Origin of the sequence: Stutzerimonas stutzeri, assembly GCF_002909485.1 — a bacterium.
In the GTDB taxonomy this organism is placed as follows: Bacteria; Pseudomonadota; Gammaproteobacteria; order Pseudomonadales; family Pseudomonadaceae; genus Stutzerimonas; species Stutzerimonas stutzeri_AH.
Genome location: NZ_PPXG01000008.1, coordinates 130,709 through 149,112, shown reverse-complemented (window position 1 = coordinate 149,112; position 18,404 = coordinate 130,709). Strand labels below are relative to the sequence as shown.

Here is an 18,404-nt window from a genome sequence, read left to right as displayed (position 1 = left end):
ACCGCAGCCGTGCGGGGGGTATACTTCGAGGCTTTCTGTCGAAGCCCAGCACAGGTGAAATTTTGAGCCAGACTACGCCTGCCGTGCGCACCTTCCAAGACCTGATCCTCGCCCTGCAAAGCTACTGGGCCGAGCAGGGCTGCGTGGTCCTGCAGCCCTATGACATGGAAATGGGCGCCGGTACCTTCCACACCGCCACCTTCCTGCGCGCCATCGGTCCCGAGACCTGGAACGCCGCCTACGTCCAGCCCTCGCGCCGCCCGGCCGACGGCCGCTATGGCGAGAACCCCAACCGCCTGCAGCATTACTACCAGTTCCAGGTGGTCCTCAAGCCCAACCCGGACAACATCCAGGATCTGTACCTGGAGTCGCTGCGCCGCATTGGCGTCGACACCTCGGTGCACGACGTGCGCTTCGTCGAGGACAACTGGGAATCGCCGACCCTCGGCGCCTGGGGTCTGGGCTGGGAAGTCTGGCTCAACGGCATGGAAGTCACCCAGTTCACCTACTTCCAGCAGGTCGGCGGCGTCGAGTGCTACCCGGTCACCGGCGAGATCACCTACGGTCTCGAGCGCCTGGCCATGTACCTGCAGGGCGTCGACTCGGTGTACGACCTGATCTGGGCCGACGGCCCGTTCGGCACCGTGACCTACGGCGACGTGTTCCACCAGAACGAGGTGGAGCAGTCGACCTACAACTTCGAGCACGCCAACGTACCGAAGCTGTTCGAACTCTTCGATTTCTATGAGAGCGAAGCCAACCGCCTGATGGCCGCCGAGCTGCCGCTGCCGGCCTACGAAATGGTGGTCAAGGCCTCGCACACCTTCAACCTGCTCGATGCCCGCCGCGCCATCTCGGTCACCGCGCGCCAGCAGTACATCCTGCGCGTGCGCAGCCTGGCGCGCTCGATCGCCCAGAGCTACCTGCTGGCCCGCGCCCGCCTCGGCTTCCCGATGGCCACCCCCGAACTGCGTGACGAAGTGCTGGCCAAGCTGGAGGCTGCAGAATGAGTGCACTGGATTTCCTCGTCGAACTGGGTACCGAAGAGCTGCCACCCAAGGCGCTGGGCAAACTGGCCGAAGCCTTCTGCGCCGGTATCGAGAAGGGCCTGAAGGATGCCGGCCTGGGCTTCGCCAAGGCGCAGGCCTACGCCGCGCCGCGCCGCCTGGCGGTGCTGGTCGAGCAGCTGGCGACCCAGCAGCCCGATCGCAGCATCAACCTCGACGGCCCGCCGATGCAGGCCGCCTTCGACGCCGAAGGCGAGCCGACCCAGGCCGCCCTGGGCTTCGCCCGCAAGTGTGGGGTGGATCTGGCCGAGATCGATCGCAGCGGCCCGAAACTGAAGTTCAGCCGTACCATCGAAGGCCAGCCCGCCGCCCAGTTGCTGCCGGGCATCGTCGAGGCCTCGCTGAACGACCTGCCGATCCCCAAGCGCATGCGCTGGGCCGCGCGCAAGGAAGAGTTCGTGCGTCCGACCCAGTGGCTGGTGATGCTCTTCGGTGAGCAGGTGATCGACTGCGAGATCCTCGCCCAGCGTGCCGGTCGCGAATCCCGCGGCCACCGTTTCCACAGCCCGGGCCAGGTGCGCATTTCCAAGCCCTCCAGCTACCTGGAGGATCTGCGCAGCGCTTATGTGATCGCCGACTTCGCCGAGCGCCGCGAGCTGATCGCCCGGCGCGTCGAGCAGCTGGCCAGCGAGCAGAACGGCACGGCCATCGTGCCGCCGGCGCTGCTCGATGAGGTGACCGCGCTGGTCGAGTGGCCGGTGCCGCTGGTCTGCTCCTTCGAGGAACGCTTCCTCGAGGTGCCGCAGGAAGCACTGATCACCACCATGCAGGACAACCAGAAGTACTTCTGCCTGCTGGATGCCAACGGCAAGCTGCTGCCGCGCTTCATCACCGTGGCCAACATCGAGTCCAAGGACCCGGCACAGATCGTCGCCGGCAACGAGAAGGTGGTGCGCCCGCGCCTGACCGACGCCGAGTTCTTCTTCAAGCAGGACAAGAAGCAGAAGCTCGACAGCTTCAACGAGCGCCTGAAGAACGTGGTCTTCCAGGCCCAGCTCGGCACCGTATTCGACAAGGCCGAACGGGTGTCGCGCCTGGCCGGGCTGATCGCCGAACGCACCGGTGGCGACGCGCAGCGCGCCGCGCGCGCCGGCCTGCTGTGCAAGTGCGACCTGGCCACCGAGATGGTTGGCGAGTTCCCGGAAATGCAGGGCATCGCCGGCTACTACTACGCGCTCAACGATGGCGAGCCAGAGGATGTGGCGCTGGCGCTGAACGAGCAGTACATGCCGCGCGGCGCCGGCGGCGAGCTGCCGAGTACCCTCACCGGTGCGGCCGTGGCGGTGGCGGACAAGCTCGACACCCTGGTCGGCATCTTCGGCATCGGCATGCTGCCCACCGGCAGCAAGGACCCCTACGCCCTGCGCCGTGCCGCACTCGGGGTGCTGCGCATCCTCATCGAGAAGCAACTGGATCTAAATCTGGTCGAGGCGGTGAACTTCGCCATCGGCCAGTTCGGTACGCAGGTCAAGACGGCCGGACTCGCCGATCAGGTGCTGGAATTCATCTTCGATCGCCTGCGGGCGCGCTACGAGGACGAGGGCGTCGACGTCGCCGCCTACCTCTCGGTGCGTGCCGTGCAGCCCGCTTCGGCGCTGGACTTCGACCAGCGCGTGCAGGCGGTGCAGGCGTTCCGCACACTGCCGGAAGCCGAGGCACTGGCCGCGGCGAACAAGCGCGTCTCCAACCTGCTGAGCAAGTTCGATGCGAAGCTGCCGGAAGCGGTCGAGCCGCGCTGGTTCGACAATGCCACCGAGTTCTCGCTGTACTCGGCGATCCAGCAAGCCGAACAGGCGGTACAACCGCTGGCCGCGGCGCGCCAGTATCGCGAAGCGCTGGAACGCCTGGCGCACCTGCGTGGCCCGGTGGATGCCTTCTTCGAAGCGGTGCTGGTGAATGCCGAAGATGCTTCGGTACGCGCCAACCGCTACGCCCTGCTGGCCCGGCTGAGAGGACTGTTCCTTGGCGTTGCCGATATTTCCGCACTTGGCTAAGCCCGTGAAGCTGATCGTGCTGGACCGCGATGGCGTGATCAACGAGGACTCCGACGAGTACGTGAAGTCGCCGGAGGAGTGGATCCCCATTCCCGGCTCGCTGGAAGCCATCGCCCGCCTGTGCAAGGCCGGCTGGACGGTGGCGGTGGCCACCAACCAGTCCGGTGTCGCACGCGGCAAGTTCGATCTGAGCACCCTCGGCGACATGCATTTCAAGATGCAGCAACTGGCGATGGAGCAGGGCGGGCGTATCGACCTGATCGTGCACTGCCCGCACGGCCCGGACGATGGCTGCGAATGCCGCAAGCCCAAAGCTGGACTGTTCCGCACCATCGCCGAGCATTTCGGCCTGGCGGATCTCAAGGGGGTGCCAGTGGTCGGCGACAGTCATCGCGACCTGCATGCCGGCCTGCTGCTCGGTGGCGTTCCCTACCTGGTCAGGACCGGCAAGGGGTTGCGCACCCTGGAAGGGACCTTGCCGCCGGGTACGCAGGTCTTCGACGACCTCGCTGCCGTTGCCAACCATCTACTCGAGACGTCTCGATGAGCCTGCTGCTACCCCTGCGCATCGTCCTGTTCTATTTCCTGCTGGCCTTCACCGCGTTCGCCTGGTGCCTGGTCAGCCTGGTCTGTGCACCGTTCATGGCGTTTCGCACGCGCTATCGCTTCGTGGTGCAGAACTGGTGCCGCTGCGCCGTCTGGCTGGCCAAGGCACTGATCGGCCTGCGCTACGAGGTTCACGGCGCGGAGAATGTCCCGGCGCGTCCCTGCGTGATCCTGGCCAAGCACCAGAGCACTTGGGAAACCTTCTTCCTCTCGGCCTACTTCGAGCCCCTGACCCAGGTGCTCAAGCGCGAGTTGCTGCGGGTGCCGTTCTTCGGCTGGGCGATCATGCTGCTCAAGCCCATCGCCATCGATCGCGACAATCCCAAGGCAGCGCTGCGCCAGGTCGCCAAGCAGGGCCACGAGCGGCTGGAGCAGGGCGCCTGGGTGCTGATCTTCCCGGAAGGCACGCGCGTGCCGGTTGGCGAGCAGGGCAAGTTCTCACGCAGTGGTGCAGCGTTGGCGGTCAACGCCGGGCTACCGGTGCTGCCCATTGCCCACAACGCTGGCATGTTCTGGCCAAAAGCAGGCTGGGGTAAGCGGCCGGGCACCATCCAGGTAGTCATTGGCCCAGCCATGTTCGCTGATAGCGAAAGTCCACGGGCCATTGCAGAACTCAATCAACGCGCCGAAGACTGGATCAACACCCAGGTCGCCCAACTCGAAGCACAGGGTCGTCCGACCCTCTGATCAACATGCCGGGGCAGGGCAGGGACGTCCGCCCATCTTTGCGAGTCCCCTCCCTATGCAGCACATACCCAACCATCAGCTGGTCGCCGAATGGCTGCGCCTGCTGGACGGCTATCCTGCCGAAGCAGCTGCCGCGCTGCAGTCCGTTGCCGAACAGAAAAGCGCTGAGTTAGCCGAGCATTTCTATTCACAGATGCTCGCCGATCCGCACTCGGCCAGTTTTTTGTCCCACGATCAGGTGAAAAACCGCCTCGGCAAATCCATGCAGAAGTGGATTGTCACGGTCTGTTGCTCGACATCCCGCAGCGACCTCGACGCGGTAGTCGACCTGCAACGCAAGGTCGGCGACGTGCATGCGCGTATCGAGATTCCGGTAAGTCTGGTGTTGCGCGGGGCTCGATCGCTCAAGGGGCGCCTGCGTCAGCTGCTTGAACTCAGGGATCTCGACGAGCCGGTGCGGCGCAAGGCGGCACGCATGGGCGCCGATCTGATCGACCTGGCCGTGGAGATCATCTGCTTCGCCTATTCCCAGTCGCACGACCGCAATTCCCGCGCGGAGGAAGCCTACCGGCTGTTCTCGGTCTCTCAGAACATTGGTGTCGAAAAGGAACGTCAGCGTGCCGCGCTGCTGGATTGGGAGAACCAACTGATGTTCGACCTGGCTATCGGCAACCTGACCGGCACTCTGCCACAGCTGGCGGGCTCCGAGTTCGGTCTGTGGTTCCGCCACAAGGCATCCCACGCTTTTCAAGGCTCGCCGGAGAGCGCAAGCATCCTTGATTACATCGACGGCATCGATCAGGAGCTCAAATTCATCGCGGCACTGCAGGATGCCAGCGGGCGGCTGGCGAAGCTGCATCAGATCCGCGAGCAGACCCGCTCGATCAAGTTCCTGCTCGACAGTCTGTTCGAACAGGCCAACGATCTGGAAGCTGGTCGCGATGTTCTGACCCGACTGCTCAACCGCAAATTCCTACCGGTGGTGATGGCCAAGGAGGTGCTCTACGCGCGTCAGTCGAATAACACCTTCGGTGTACTTGCCATTGATGTCGACCACTTCAAACGCATCAACGACACCCATGGACATGACGGCGGTGACCAGGTGTTGCAGCAGGTTGGCGCACTGCTGGCCAGCAATACCCGCGGGGGCGACTATGCCTTTCGCTTAGGCGGCGAGGAGTTTCTTCTGGTGCTGGTGGACATTGATACCACCAAGGCGTTTGCTGCGGCAGAGAAGCTGCGCGAGCGTATCGCCCGTGAACAATTCCGCCTGTCCAGTGGGGCAGTTCTGCAGGTCACGGTCAGTATCGGCATGGCTGTGCACGACGGGCACCCGGATTACGAACGTCTGCTGCAACAGGCCGATCAGGCGCTGTATCAGGCAAAGCACGAAGGGCGCAATCGCTGCGTGCTGCATCAGGTCTGATCGGAACACGCTGTCGCGACAAAGAAAAAGGGGAGCACCTCGCGGTTGCTCCCCTTTTCTTTTTTAGCGCCCTGATCAGGCTGGCGCGGATGACCGAATCAGGTGATCGAAAGCGCTCAGCGAGGCCTTGGCGCCTTCACCCACGGCGATCACGATCTGCTTGTACGGCACCGTGGTCACGTCACCAGCAGCGAACACGCCGGGGATGCTGGTCTGGCCCTTGGCATCGACGATGATCTCACCGAAACGCGACAGCTCCAGGGTGCCCTTGAGCCATTCGCTGTTGGGCAGCAGGCCGATCTGCACGAAGATGCCTTCCAGCTCGACGTTGTGCACCTCGTCGTTGGTGCGGTCCTTGTAGACCAGACCAGTGACCTTCTGGCCGTCGCCCTTGACCTCGGTGGTCTGCGCCATCTTCAGCACGCGGACGTTGGGCAGGCTGTTGAGCTTGCGCTGCAGCACGGCGTCGGCCCGCAGCTCTTCGCCGAATTCCAGCAGGGTCACGTGGGCGACGATGCCGGCCAGGTCGATGGCCGCTTCCACACCGGAGTTACCACCGCCGATCACCGCCACGCGCTTGCCCTTGAACAGCGGGCCGTCGCAGTGCGGGCAGTAGGCGACGCCACGACCGCGGTATTCCTGCTCGCCGGGCACGTTCATTTCGCGCCAGCGGGCGCCGGTGGCGAGGATCAGGGTCTTGGCCTTGAGCTCGCCGCCGTTCTCGAACTGCACGCGGTGCAGACCATCTTCGCCGGCCGGGATCAGCTGGCTGGCGCGCTGCAGGTTCATGATGTCGACGTCGTATTCACGCACGTGTTCTTCCAGCGCACGGGCCAGCTTCGGACCTTCGGTTTCCTTCACCGAGATGAAGTTCTCGATGGCCATGGTGTCCAGCACCTGACCGCCGAAGCGCTCGGCTGCGACACCGGTGCGGATGCCCTTGCGCGCGGCGTAGATGGCCGCTGCGGCGCCAGCGGGACCACCGCCGACCACCAGCACGTCGAAGGCGTCCTTGGCCTTGAGCTTCTCGGCATCACGGGCGCTGGAGCCGGTATCAAGCTTGGCGAGGATCTCTTCTTCGCTCATGCGGCCCTGGGTGAACAGTTCGCCATTGAGGTAGATGCTCGGCACCGACATTATCTGGCGTGCTTCGACTTCATCCTGGAACAGCGCGCCGTCGATGGCGACGTGCTTGATGTTCGGGTTGAGCACGGCCATCAGGTTCAGTGCCTGGACCACGTCCGGGCAGTTCTGGCACGACAGCGAGAAGTAGGTTTCGAAGCAGTAGTCGCCGTCGAGGGCCTTGATCTGCTCGATTACCTCGGGGGCGGTCTTCGACGGGTGGCCACCGACCTGCAGCAGGGCCAGCACCAGCGAGGTGAATTCGTGGCCCATGGGGATACCGGCAAAGCGCAGGCTGATGTTGCCGCCGATGCGGTTGAGCGAGAACGAAGGTTTGCGCGCGTCGCCGCCGTCAGTCTTCAGGGTGATCTTGTCGCTGAGGCTGGCAATGTCCTGCAGCAGGCTCAGCATCTCCTGGGATTTCTCGCCGTCATCGAGGGACGCGACGATCTCGAAGGGCTGGGTGACCTTCTCCAGGTAGGCTTTCAACTGGGTTTTGAGATTGGTGTCCAACATGAGTCATTTACCCCATCAAATAGGTTTGGCGCTTAAACGCATTAAGGTGAGTAACTTGATGGAGTAACCATACGCCGAGCAGGGCTGCATCCGAAATTGATTAAACCAGTCGCCACGATTCACTTTGCCTATTCCTGAAAAACAAAACCCCGACCTTCGGGCCGGGGTTTTGTTTTTGGTTCTGATCACCAAGGGGTACAGGCGGCAATCAGAAGTCCAGGTTCGACACAGCCAACGCGTTTGTCTCAATGAAGTCGCGGCGCGGCTCGACGGCGTCACCCATCAGCGTATTGAAGATCTGATCCGCACCTATCGCGTCCTCGATAGTAACCTTGAGCATGCGTCGCACGTTCGGGTCCATCGTGGTCTCCCACAGCTGATCCGGGTTCATTTCACCCAACCCCTTGTATCGCTGCACGCTATGGCGGCGGGTGCCCTCGGTCATCAACCACTCAAGCGCTTGCTTGAAGGTTGATACCTGCTTCTTGCGCTCGCCCCGCTGAACATAGGCACCCTCTTCGAGCAGGCTATTCAGCTTCTCACCCAGAGCCGTTACGGTTCGGTAATCGTTGCTGCCGAAGAAATCACGGTTGAACGTAATGTAGCTAGCCAGACCGTGGGAGCTGATTTCCACCTCAGGCAGCCACAGATGGCGTTCCTTATCTTCACGCAGGCTGACGTTGTAGATCAGACCGGAGCGCTCACCGACCTTGAGCTGCGCGCTGTACTGATCGAGCCAAGCCTGCATCGCAGAGTGATCGGCCAATTGTTCTACCGGTACACGCGGCAAGTAGATGAAGTGTTCGGTCAGCTCCAGCGGGTAAAGGCGCGACAGGCGCTGCAAAGTCTTCATCACCGTACGGTAATCGTTGACCAGCTTTTCCAGCGCTCCACCAGAGAGCCCCGGGGCGTGTTCGTTAACGTGCAGGCTGGCGTCTTCCAGAGCCGACTGAGTGAGGTATTCCTCCATCGCCTCATCGTCCTTGATGTACTGCTCCTGCTTACCGCGTTTGACCTTATATAGCGGCGGCTGAGCGATATACACGTAACCGCGCTCGATCAGTTCAGGCAGCTGGCGGAAGAAGAAGGTCAGCAACAGAGTCCGGATGTGCGAACCGTCGACGTCGGCGTCGGTCATGATGATGATGTTGTGGTAACGCAGCTTGTCGATGTTGTACTCATCGCGGCCGATACCACAGCCCAGAGCGGTAATCAGAGTGCCTACTTCTTGCGAGGAGATCATCTTGTCGAAACGTGCTTTTTCGACGTTGAGGATCTTGCCCTTGAGCGGCAGGATAGCCTGGGTCTTGCGGTTACGGCCCTGCTTGGCCGATCCGCCTGCGGAATCACCCTCCACTATGTAGAGTTCGGAAAGCGCGGGATCTTTCTCCTGGCAGTCAGCAAGCTTTCCAGGCAGGCCGGCGATATCCAGAGCGCCCTTGCGACGGGTCATTTCCCGAGCCTTGCGAGCAGCCTCACGAGCCCGTGCAGCGTCGATCATCTTGCCGACCACTGCCCTGGCTTCACCCGGATTTTCCAGAAGGAAATCGGAGAAGTGCTTGCCCATTTCCTGTTCAACCGCGGTTTTTACCTCGGAGGAGACCAGCTTGTCCTTGGTCTGCGAGCTGAACTTGGGATCCGGAACTTTCACCGAAATGATCGCGGTCAGACCTTCGCGGGCGTCGTCGCCGGTGGTGGCGATCTTGTGCTTCTTGGCCAGACCTTCCTGCTCTATGTAGGAATTCAGGTTGCGCGTCAGCGCCGAACGGAAGCCAGCCAAATGGGTGCCGCCGTCGCGCTGCGGAATGTTGTTGGTGAAACAGAGAATGTTCTCATTGAAGCTGTCGTTCCACTGCAACGCCACCTCAACACCAACGCCATCTTCTCGCTGCATATCGAAGTGAAACACCTGGTTGACCGGTGTCTTGTTGGTGTTCAGATAAGCAACGAAGGCACTGAGGCCGCCCTCATATTTGAACAACTCTTCCTTCGCGGTGCGCTCGTCGCGCAGCACGATACCGACGCCGGAGTTCAGGAATGACAGTTCGCGCAAGCGCTTGGCCAGGATGTCCCAGCTGAAGTGGATATTCTGGAAGGTCTGGGCCGAAGGCTTGAAATGGATCTGCGTGCCCGAAGTATCGGTTTCACCGACCGGGGAGAGGGGTGCCTGTGGCACGCCATGACGATAAAGCTGTTCCCAGACCTTGCCTTCGCGGCGAATGGTCAGCATCAGCTCTTCAGACAATGCGTTGACCACCGAAACACCTACGCCGTGCAGACCACCGGATACCTTGTAGGAATTGTCATCAAACTTACCGCCGGCGTGCAACACGGTCATGATGACCTCGGCTGCAGAAACGCCCTCCTCATGAATATCCACCGGAATGCCGCGGCCATTGTCGCGAACGCTGATGGACTCATCGGTATGAATGGTGATGGAAATGTCACTACAGTGGCCAGCCAGCGCTTCGTCGATCGAGTTGTCGACGACCTCGAAGACCATGTGGTGCAGACCGGTGCCGTCATCGGTATCGCCGATATACATGCCGGGGCGCTTGCGTACTGCATCGAGACCTTTAAGAACCTTGATGCTCGACGAATCGTACGTATGGTTTTCGCTCATGCCTTCACTCCCGAGGGGCCGTGGACATGGGTGATTTGCCCATGTTCCACGTGAAACATTGAGACTGGCGTTTGCTCACACCAGCCTTCTTGCAAAACGGTTGAATCAACGCAGGTGATAAACACCTGACAGTTCAGTTGCTCAAGCAACTTGCACAACGCTAGTCGGTGCTGCGCATCCAACTCGGATGGCAGATCGTCGACCAGATAAATGCACTGCCCACGCTTGGCCTCGCTAACCAAATGGCCTTGAGCTATACGCAATGCACACACCACCAACTTCTGCTGGCCACGAGACAACACCTCGGCCGCATTATGGTGTCCAACTTTGAGCCGCAAATCAGCACGCTGAGGACCAGACTGGGTGTGCCCCAGCGACCTGTCGCGCTCCAGGGATGATGCGAGTACCTCAGCCAAGGGCCTATCTTTATCCCACCCTCGGTAGTAACTCAGCTTCAACCCATCCAAATCGACAAGCGCTTGTAGCGTCGTCTCGAACACTGGCTTGAGTGCTTGAATATAGGCTCTGCGATAACCATCAATCTCGTCGCTGGCCAGCGTCAGCTCACGGCTCCAGGCTGCGTCCGAAGCGCCGTCCAGTGTACCATGCCGCAGCCAGGAGTTCCGTTGCCTGAGGGCCTGCTGGAGGCGCTGCCAGGCAGGCAAAAAACGACGTTCCACGTGGAACACACCCCAGTCGAGAAACTGTCTTCTGAGCTTTGGTGCACCCTCGAGCAGGCGAAAGCTATCGGGATTTATAAGCTGCAAAGGCAACGTGTCAGCGAGCTCCGCAGCCGATCTGACACTTTTCCCGTCGATTCGAATTTTCACCTCACCGCTTCGATCACGCGAAACGCCAAGCGCACGGCTGTGCTGATCAGGCAGCTGGACCTGACCAAACACCGTGCAAGCTGATTGTTCGTATGTGATCACGGGATTCAAGCGAACGCTGCGAAATGAGCGAGCGAGCCCCAGCAAGTGAATGGCTTCCAGCAGGCTGGTCTTTCCGCTGCCATTGTCGCCAAAGAGAATGTTGATACGGGGGGAGGGAGACATCGCCACCGGGTGCAGATTGCGGACCCCGGTGACGGAGAGACGGCTGAGGGACATTAAGCTGGTTTACAGACGCATCGGCATCACGACGTACGCAGAATCGTCGTTATCGAACTCCTGGACCAATGCGCTGCTGTTCGCATCGGACAGAATTAGACGCACTTGATCGGTAGTCATTACTCCAAGCACATCAAGTAGATAGCTGACGTTGAAGCCAATTTCCAGCGAGCCGCCGTTATAGTCGACCGCGACTTCCTCTTCAGCCTCTTCCTGCTCAGGGTTGTTGGCTTGAATCTTTAGCAAACCACTTTCCAGCTGCAGTCGAATACCACGGTATTTCTCGTTCGACAAAATCGCCGTGCGGCTAAAGGCCTCGCGCAACAACTGTCGATCACCGACCACTAGCTTGTCTCCACCACGCGGCAGAACGCGCTCGTAGTCAGGAAATTTGCCGTCGACCAGCTTGGAGGTAAAGGTGAATTCCCCGGTGTTAGCACGAATATGATGCTGGCCAAGGACGATGCTGACTTCCGCATCCTGATCGTTAAGCAGGCGTGCGAGCTCCAGAATACCCTTGCGGGGCACGATGACCTGATGACGATCAGGTTGCTCGATGCCAGCCTGCATCGAGCACATCGCAAGGCGATGACCGTCGGTGGCTACCGCGCGCAACATGCCGCTGGACACCTCGATGAGCATGCCGTTGAGGTAATAGCGGACGTCCTGCTGCGCCATTGCGAAACTACTGCGCTCAATCAACTTACGCAGTTTCCCCTGGGGAACGCTGAAGGACAGCGAGCCCGGGCCTTCCTCCACGGTAGGAAAGTCGTTGGCCGGCAGAGTGGACAGTGTGAAGCGGCTACGCCCGGACTTGATTATCACCTTCTGATCATCCAGACGGATATTGATCAGAGCGTCGCTCGGCAAGCTTTTGCAGATATCCATCAGCTTGCGCGCCGGTACGGTGATCTCACCTGGCTCGGCCGCGTCTTCGAGCGCAACGCGGCCGACCAGCTCGACCTCAAGATCAGTACCGGTCAGCGAAAGCTGCTGTTCCTGAACCACTAGAAGTACGTTGGAAAGCACCGGCAAGGTCTGACGGCGCTCGACGACGCCAGCAACCAGCTGCAGGGGTTTCAACAGGGCTTCGCGCTGAATGGAGAAATGCATGGTCTGGTCCCTTGCCTATAGATTAGGTCGCACTCAGGTTGTCAAAGTTCGCAGCAAATTCTTGTAATCTTCGCGGATATCCGCGTCTATTTCCCGCAGTTCGGCGATCTTACGACACGCATGCAAAACCGTGGTGTGATCCCGACCTCCGAACGCGTCGCCAATTTCCGGCAGGCTGTGGTTAGTCAGCTCCTTCGACAGCGCCATCGCTACTTGTCGTGGGCGAGCGACGGAACGCGAACGCCGTTTCGAAAGCAGATCAGAAATCTTGATCTTGTAGTACTCGGCAACAGTGCGCTGGATATTGTCAACGCTCACGAGCTTATCCTGCAACGCCAGCAGATCCTTCAGCGATTCGCGAATCAACTCAATAGTGATGTCACGTCCCATGAAGTGCGCATGGGCAATCACTCGCTTCAGAGCGCCTTCGAGCTCACGAACGTTGGACCGGATGCGCTGAGCAATGAAGAACGCCGCGTCGTGGGGAAGGTCCACCTTAGCTTGATCGGCCTTCTTCATCAGAATCGCGACACGGGTTTCCAGCTCGGGGGGTTCGACCGCGACCGTAAGTCCCCAGCCAAAACGCGACTTCAGCCGTTCTTCGAGCCCGTCGATTTCCTTGGGATAACGGTCACTGGTGAGAATGACCTGCTGTCCACCTTCGAGCAGCGCGTTAAAGGTGTGGAAGAACTCCTCCTGCGACCGCTCTTTCTTGGCGAAAAACTGGATATCGTCGATTAGCAGCGCGTCAACGGAACGATAGAAGCGCTTGAACTCATTGATGGCGTTGAGCTGCAGCGCCTTGACCATGTCGGCTACGAAACGCTCGGAGTGCAGGTAAACCACTTTGGCGTTCGGATTCTTCTTCAGCAGGTGATTACCCACTGCATGCATCAGGTGAGTCTTACCGAGACCGACCCCTCCGTAAAGGAAGAGCGGGTTATAGCCATGCTTGGGGTTATCGGCCACCTGCCAGGCTGCCGCGCGCGCTAGCTGGTTGGACTTACCTTCGACAAAATTCTCAAAGGTAAAGGTGCGGTTCAGATAGCTGGTGTGCTTGAGGCCACCCTCAACCTGCACATTGCGCTCCACCCGTGGCTGGACCGGCTCGCTGGTGTCCGCAGACAATGGCTCGAAACGCGCGGCTTGCTGCTGCGTCGACTGAGCGGGAGCAGGAGCACTGGCGGCGGGCTGCGATTGTGGCTGAGCGCGAGCGGCTGCAGCGGCAGAAGGCAGCGCGGCTGCAGAGGTCCGCTTACTACCTATAAGCAGGGAAAGCGCGGGGGCATGCCCGGAGGAGCGCTCGGACAGCAGCTCCAACAAGCGCGACAGATACTTTTCATTGACCCAGTCGAGCACGAACCGATTAGGCGCATAGACGCGCAGTTCATCACCGTTGGCTTCCACCTGAAGCGGACGAATCCATGTGTTGAATTGCTGAGCAGGCAGTTCATCGCGCAAAAGCTCAACACACTGCTGCCAAAGTTCCACCGACACGGAAACTCCTATCGACTCTGTCGAGGTAAGACGGCGGGCATTGTAGCCGGGCATCCAGCGGTTATCCACAACAACCCGACCTACGCCGCGGCTAACTCATTGCGCGAAAAAGTTCATGTTAGACACGAATCCCGTCTACTGAGCCCTGTTGATAAGCGCCTTTAAGCCCGGTGGGAAAGCCTGTGAACAAGCGTTAGTCAACCTTGCCTGTGGATATCTATGCATTTAATCCCCAGGTTGCGCAGATGCTTTGCACCGTGAGAGCACCGTTTGCTCACCGACCTTAGCTTCTCTGAATGCCTTGGTGTCAGGGGCGCCTAGAGGTTTATCCACAGAAAATAGCGCCTACATACATAAGCATTACATCTTAAGAGCTTATATTTCTTTTCCTTATATTTATTTCAAGCAGATGAGGTTGGTTGGAAATTGACCTGGCCCGGTAGCTTCTCTACAATCGCCGGTCTCTTAAAAGGGGGCCATTCCGGCCCGCAATGGATCACCAGGTAAACGCACCATGAAACGCACTTTCCAACCCAGCACCATCAAGCGCGCTCGTACCCATGGCTTTCGTGCCCGTATGGCTACCAAGAACGGCCGCCAAGTCATTTCGCGTCGCCGTGCCAAAGGCCGTAAGCGTCTGACCGTCTGACATCGGAACAGGTAGTGAGTCGGGGCTTCGGTCGGGAAAAGCGACTGCTTACTCCCAGCCAATTCAAGGCAGTCTTCGACTCCCCTTCCGGTAAGGTGCCTGGCAGGAATGTCTTGCTGTTGGCACGTGAGAACGATCTGCAACACCCCCGTCTCGGGCTGGTAATCGGTAAGAAAAGCGTCAAGCTTTCGGTCGAACGCAACCGCATCAAGCGGCAGATACGCGAGACCTTCCGCCATCACCAGCTGGAACTGACGGGCTGGGACATCGTGATCATCGCCCGCAAGGGATTGGCTGATCTGGACAACCCGGAACTGGCAAAGCAATTTGCCAAGCTCTGGAAACGACTGTCTCGCAGCCCATCCAAGACCGCCGTCGAACCTGGAGCAGCCAACAGCACCCATGCGTAAATTGGCCGTTGCTTCGATCAAGGTCTACCAGTACGCCATCAGCCCAATGATGGCTAGTCACTGTCGTTTCTATCCAAGCTGCTCTTGCTACGCACTCGAGGCCATCGAAACCCATGGCCTGTTGCGTGGCGGCTGGCTGAGTCTGCGCAGGCTGGGGCGCTGCCACCCTTGGAATCCCGGTGGCTATGACCCCGTGCCTTCCCAAAACACTTCCAATTCATCTCCGATGGCCGAGTAACCATGGATATCAAACGCTCGATACTGCTCGTAGCACTAGCAGTCGTTGCCTACCTGATGGTTCTTCAATGGAATCAGGACTACGGTCAGGCAGCCCTGCCCACCGAAACAGCACAAAGCCAGCCTGGCGTTCCGACCCTGCCGGATGCCCCTAGCACCACTAGCGACGCCAATGTCGAGGATGTGCCGGCAGTAGCCGGGCAGCAGCAGGCCAGTGCAGTGCCGTCCACCACGGCGCCGAGCAGCCAGCTGATACGCGTGCGCAGTGACGTGCTTGATCTGGCCATCGATCCTCGTGGTGGCGACATCGTCGAGCTGCGTCTGCCACAGTATCCCCGCCGTCAGGACCGCCCAGATGTGCCGTTTCAGCTATTCGAACGTAGCAGCGAGCGTACCTATGAGGCGCAAAGCGGCCTGATCGGCGACGGTCCGGACAAGGCCAGCGGTCGTCCTCAGTACAGCAGCGAGAAGACCGAGTACCAGCTGCCCGAGGGGCAGGATCAGGTGGTCGTCGACCTGACTTACAGTGCCGACGGCGTCAACTACATCAAGCGTTTCACCCTCGAGCGTGGCAACTACGCGCTGAAGGTGAATTACCTGATCGATAATCAGAGCGAGCAACCGTGGACCGGATACCTGTTCGGTCAACTCAAACGTGACAAGAGCGGCGATCCTTCATCGAGCACCGCCACCGGCACCGCAACCTACCTCGGTGCTGCGTTGTGGACCAAGGATGAGCCGTATCGCAAAGTCTCCATGGGCGACATGGATGACAAGAATGTGCGCGAGACCGTACAGGGCGGCTGGATCGCCTGGCTGCAGCACTATTTCGTCACTGCCTGGGTCCCCCAGGCTGGTGACACCAATCAGGTGCAAACCCGTAAGGATAGCCAGGGCAACTACATCATCGGCTTCACCGGCCCGGCAGTCACTGTGCCAGCCGGTGGTCAAGGCGAAACCGGCGCCACGCTCTATGCCGGTCCGAAAAGTCAGGACAAGCTGGAAGAACTGTCGCCAGGTCTGCGTCTGACGGTCGACTACGGCATTCTCTGGTTTATTGCCCAGCCGATCTTCTGGCTGCTGGGGAACATTCATGCGCTGCTCGGCAACTGGGGTTGGTCGATCATCGTTCTGACCATCGTCATCAAGCTGGCTTTCTTCCCACTTTCGGCAGCCAGCTACCGGTCCATGGCGCGCATGCGCGCCGTCTCGCCGAAGATGCAGGCGTTGAAGGAACAGTTCGGGGATGATCGCCAGAAGATGTCCCAGGCGATGATGGAGCTGTACAAGAAGGAGAAGATCAATCCGTTGGGCGGCTGTCTGCCGATCCTGGTTCAGATGCCAGTGTTCCTGGCGCTGTACTGGGTGCTTCTGGAAAGCGTTGAGATGCGCCAGGCGCCGTGGATGTTCTGGATAACCGATCTGTCGATCAAGGATCCGTTCTTCATCCTGCCGATCATCATGGGCATAACCATGTTCATCCAGCAGCAGTTGAACCCGACGCCGCCGGATCCCATGCAGGCGCGGGTGATGAAGCTGTTGCCGATCATCTTCACCTTCTTCTTCTTGTGGTTCCCGGCTGGTCTGGTGCTGTACTGGGTCGTCAACAACGTCCTGTCCATCGCTCAGCAGTGGTACATTACCCGCAAGATTGAGGCCGCGGCGAAGCTAGCCTGACGCCTCCAACGCCAATACAGAACGCCCCTTGATTGGGGCGTTTTGCTATCTGCCAACCAGACAGGAGGCCCCATGAGCCCAACTGGGGACACCATTGCCGCCGTCGCCACCGCTCCCGGACGTGGAGGCGTAGGTATCGTTCGCGTTTCGGGCCCACGCGCCAGGGCCATCGCAATTACCTTGACTGGTCGCGAGCCGACGCCACGCCACGCCCATTACTGCGCGTTTCACGCCGATGATGGTGAGGTGATCGATGAAGGTCTGCTGCTGTTCTTCCCCGGCCCCCACTCGTTTACCGGCGAGGATGTGCTTGAGCTTCAAGGGCATGGCGGCCCAGTGGTATTGGACATGCTGCTGCAGCGTTGCGTCGAGCTGGGCGTTCGTTTGGCACGGCCGGGCGAATTCAGCGAGCGGGCTTTCCTCAATGACAAGCTCGACCTGGCTCAAGCCGAAGCCATCGCCGATCTAATCGAAGCCAGTTCCGCCCAGGCTGCGCGCAACGCAGTGCGATCATTGCAGGGTGAGTTTTCCCGGCACGTGCATCAGTTGACCGAGAAGCTGATTCAACTGCGTATCTATGTCGAAGCGGCTATCGATTTTCCCGAAGAGGAAATCGACTTCCTTGCCGATGGACACGTTCTGGCGCAGTTGCAAGACGTCCGTGCTGAGTTATCCACAGTCCTGCGCGGGGCCAGTCAGGGCGCGCTGCTGCGTGATGGCATGACGGTGGTGATCGCCGGCCGCCCCAACGCGGGCAAGTCCAGTTTGCTCAATGCTCTGGCTGGTCGTGAAGCGGCCATCGTTACGGATATCGCCGGAACCACACGTGATGTACTGCGCGAACACATTCTTATCGATGGCATGCCGCTGCATGTGGTCGATACTGCCGGTCTGCGCGACACCGAAGATCAGGTCGAGCGCATAGGCGTGCAGCGCGCCCTGAGCGCAATCGGCGAAGCTGATCGAATCCTGCTGATGGTCGACGCCAGTTCGCCGGAAGCTAGCGACCCTTCGGCACTCTGGCCAGAATTTCTCGATTTCAGCCCGGAACCCGGTAGGGTGACCCTGATCCGCAACAAAGCGGATCTCAGCGGAGAGGCCGTTGCACTGCGGGTTGCTGCCGATGGGCAGGTAACGCTCAGCCTTTGCGCGCGTTCGGGTGAAGGTGTCGACTTGCTGCGTGAGCACCTCAAGCAGTGCATGGGTTACGAGCAGACAGCCGAAAGCAGCTTTAGCGCTCGTCGTCGTCATCTGGATGCGCTGCGCCTGGCTGATCAATACCTGCAGCACGGACATGCACAGTTGACCCTAGCCGGAGCAGGTGAGCTGCTAGCGGAAGACCTGCGCCTGGCTCAACAGGCGCTTGGTGAAATTACTGGGGCGTTCAGCTCGGACGATCTGCTCGGGCGCATTTTCTCGAGCTTTTGCATAGGCAAGTAACAATTGCGCTGCCGTCCGGACTGCTCTGTCCGGACGGACACCCGAACGCTTTCCTCCCGACTAGCCCCGTCCGCTGAAACCCGCTGCATACGGCGATCTCGCCGAACTCGACTCGTATTTATCCCCTTCCTTGCCGGCGTCCGCCAGGCCTTTGCAACCTGGCCGCCAGCAGTAGCTGACATAGCTGGTAACAGCCGTTGGCGCATCTTTTGAACTACTTTTGATATCAAA

General features: G+C 60.0%; 15 protein-coding genes. 10 read left to right on the top strand and 5 right to left on the bottom strand.

All coding sequences use genetic code 11. The features are described from left to right. Positions 1-62: 62 nt before the first annotated feature. The 5 genes from glyQ to CXK91_RS18630 are packed head-to-tail and all read left to right on the top strand — an operon-like array spanning position 63 to position 5,780. On the top strand, positions 63-1,010 hold the full coding sequence (gene glyQ / locus CXK91_RS18650) for a glycine--tRNA ligase subunit alpha (RefSeq protein ID WP_103457560.1): 948 nt from the start codon (positions 63-65) through the stop codon (positions 1,008-1,010). Further along, a complete protein-coding gene (gene glyS, locus CXK91_RS18645; RefSeq protein ID WP_103457559.1) occupies positions 1,007-3,061 on the top strand; it encodes a glycine--tRNA ligase subunit beta in 2,055 nt (684 codons plus the stop codon). Before glyQ ends, glyS begins: the two co-directional genes overlap by 4 nt. Before the next feature lie 4 nt (positions 3,062-3,065). Beyond that, positions 3,066-3,608: a D-glycero-beta-D-manno-heptose 1,7-bisphosphate 7-phosphatase gene (gmhB, locus tag CXK91_RS18640; protein ID WP_103457558.1), complete on the top strand. Its 543-nt coding sequence runs from the start codon at positions 3,066-3,068 to the stop codon at positions 3,606-3,608. After that, entirely contained in the window at positions 3,605-4,354 is a 750-nt protein-coding gene (locus tag CXK91_RS18635) for a lysophospholipid acyltransferase family protein (protein WP_103457557.1), read from the top strand. The genes gmhB and CXK91_RS18635 overlap by 4 nt, the downstream gene beginning before the upstream one ends. A gap of 55 nt (positions 4,355-4,409) precedes the next feature. Further along, a complete protein-coding gene (locus tag CXK91_RS18630; protein WP_103457556.1) occupies positions 4,410-5,780 on the top strand; it encodes a diguanylate cyclase in 1,371 nt (456 codons plus the stop codon). Between the two features lie 75 nt (positions 5,781-5,855). Here the strand turns inward: CXK91_RS18630 and ahpF are convergent, their stop codons facing one another. The 5 genes from ahpF to dnaA form a co-directional block, all read right to left on the bottom strand. Then, the gene (gene ahpF, locus CXK91_RS18625) at positions 5,856-7,418 is read right to left on the bottom strand and encodes an alkyl hydroperoxide reductase subunit F (protein WP_103457555.1); all 1,563 of its coding nucleotides are present in this window, start codon (positions 7,416-7,418) and stop codon (positions 5,856-5,858) included. Between the two features lie 208 nt (positions 7,419-7,626). Beyond that, complete coding sequence (gene gyrB, locus CXK91_RS18620; protein ID WP_103457554.1) at positions 7,627-10,041, bottom strand: DNA topoisomerase (ATP-hydrolyzing) subunit B; 2,415 nt, start codon at positions 10,039-10,041, stop codon at positions 7,627-7,629. After that, positions 10,038-11,150 (bottom strand): DNA replication/repair protein RecF, encoded by a 1,113-nt coding sequence (gene recF, locus CXK91_RS18615; RefSeq protein ID WP_103457553.1) that lies wholly within the window; start codon positions 11,148-11,150, stop codon positions 10,038-10,040. Before recF ends, gyrB begins: the two co-directional genes overlap by 4 nt. A 9-nt stretch (positions 11,151-11,159) precedes the next feature. Next, on the bottom strand, positions 11,160-12,263 hold the full coding sequence (gene dnaN / locus CXK91_RS18610) for a DNA polymerase III subunit beta (RefSeq protein ID WP_103457552.1): 1,104 nt from the start codon (positions 12,261-12,263) through the stop codon (positions 11,160-11,162). Between the two features lie 33 nt (positions 12,264-12,296). Then, positions 12,297-13,760 carry a chromosomal replication initiator protein DnaA gene (dnaA, locus tag CXK91_RS18605; RefSeq protein ID WP_103457551.1) on the bottom strand — a complete coding sequence of 488 codons (1,464 nt, stop codon included), beginning with the start codon at positions 13,758-13,760 and terminating at the stop codon, positions 12,297-12,299. Between the two features lie 514 nt (positions 13,761-14,274). Here dnaA and rpmH point away from each other — a divergent pair. From rpmH to mnmE, 5 genes are all read left to right on the top strand, one after another. Further along, positions 14,275-14,409, top strand: coding sequence for a 50S ribosomal protein L34 (rpmH, locus tag CXK91_RS18600; protein WP_003284870.1), 135 nt, complete (start codon positions 14,275-14,277; stop codon positions 14,407-14,409). A 14-nt stretch (positions 14,410-14,423) separates the two neighbouring features. Beyond that, entirely contained in the window at positions 14,424-14,819 is a 396-nt protein-coding gene (gene rnpA, locus CXK91_RS18595) for a ribonuclease P protein component (protein WP_103457550.1), read from the top strand. Continuing rightward, complete coding sequence (gene yidD, locus CXK91_RS18590) at positions 14,812-15,057, top strand: membrane protein insertion efficiency factor YidD (protein WP_103457549.1); 246 nt, start codon at positions 14,812-14,814, stop codon at positions 15,055-15,057. The genes rnpA and yidD overlap by 8 nt, the downstream gene beginning before the upstream one ends. 2 nt (positions 15,058-15,059) lie before the next feature. Then, positions 15,060-16,733 (top strand): membrane protein insertase YidC, encoded by a 1,674-nt coding sequence (gene yidC / locus CXK91_RS18585; RefSeq protein ID WP_103457548.1) that lies wholly within the window; start codon positions 15,060-15,062, stop codon positions 16,731-16,733. A gap of 72 nt (positions 16,734-16,805) precedes the next feature. Then, a complete protein-coding gene (gene mnmE / locus CXK91_RS18580; protein WP_103457547.1) occupies positions 16,806-18,173 on the top strand; it encodes a tRNA uridine-5-carboxymethylaminomethyl(34) synthesis GTPase MnmE in 1,368 nt (455 codons plus the stop codon). Positions 18,174-18,404 lie beyond the last annotated feature (231 nt).

Excerpts from the sequence above, each read along its gene's own strand:
- dnaN (WP_103457552.1), bottom strand. The coding sequence starts at position 12,263 with ATGCATTTCTCCATTCAGCGCGAAGCCCTGTTGAAACCCCTGCAGCTG.
- CXK91_RS18635 (WP_103457557.1), top strand. The coding sequence starts at position 3,605 with ATGAGCCTGCTGCTACCCCTGCGCATCGTCCTGTTCTATTTCCTGCTG.
- ahpF (WP_103457555.1), bottom strand. The coding sequence starts at position 7,418 with ATGTTGGACACCAATCTCAAAACCCAGTTGAAAGCCTACCTGGAGAAG.
- yidC (WP_103457548.1), top strand. The coding sequence starts at position 15,060 with ATGGATATCAAACGCTCGATACTGCTCGTAGCACTAGCAGTCGTTGCC.
- mnmE (WP_103457547.1), top strand. The coding sequence starts at position 16,806 with ATGAGCCCAACTGGGGACACCATTGCCGCCGTCGCCACCGCTCCCGGA.
- gyrB (WP_103457554.1), bottom strand. The coding sequence starts at position 10,041 with ATGAGCGAAAACCATACGTACGATTCGTCGAGCATCAAGGTTCTTAAA.
- recF (WP_103457553.1), bottom strand. The coding sequence starts at position 11,150 with ATGTCCCTCAGCCGTCTCTCCGTCACCGGGGTCCGCAATCTGCACCCG.
- yidD (WP_103457549.1), top strand. The coding sequence starts at position 14,812 with ATGCGTAAATTGGCCGTTGCTTCGATCAAGGTCTACCAGTACGCCATC.
- glyS (WP_103457559.1), top strand. The coding sequence starts at position 1,007 with ATGAGTGCACTGGATTTCCTCGTCGAACTGGGTACCGAAGAGCTGCCA.
- rpmH (WP_003284870.1), top strand. The coding sequence starts at position 14,275 with ATGAAACGCACTTTCCAACCCAGCACCATCAAGCGCGCTCGTACCCAT.
- CXK91_RS18630 (WP_103457556.1), top strand. The coding sequence starts at position 4,410 with ATGCAGCACATACCCAACCATCAGCTGGTCGCCGAATGGCTGCGCCTG.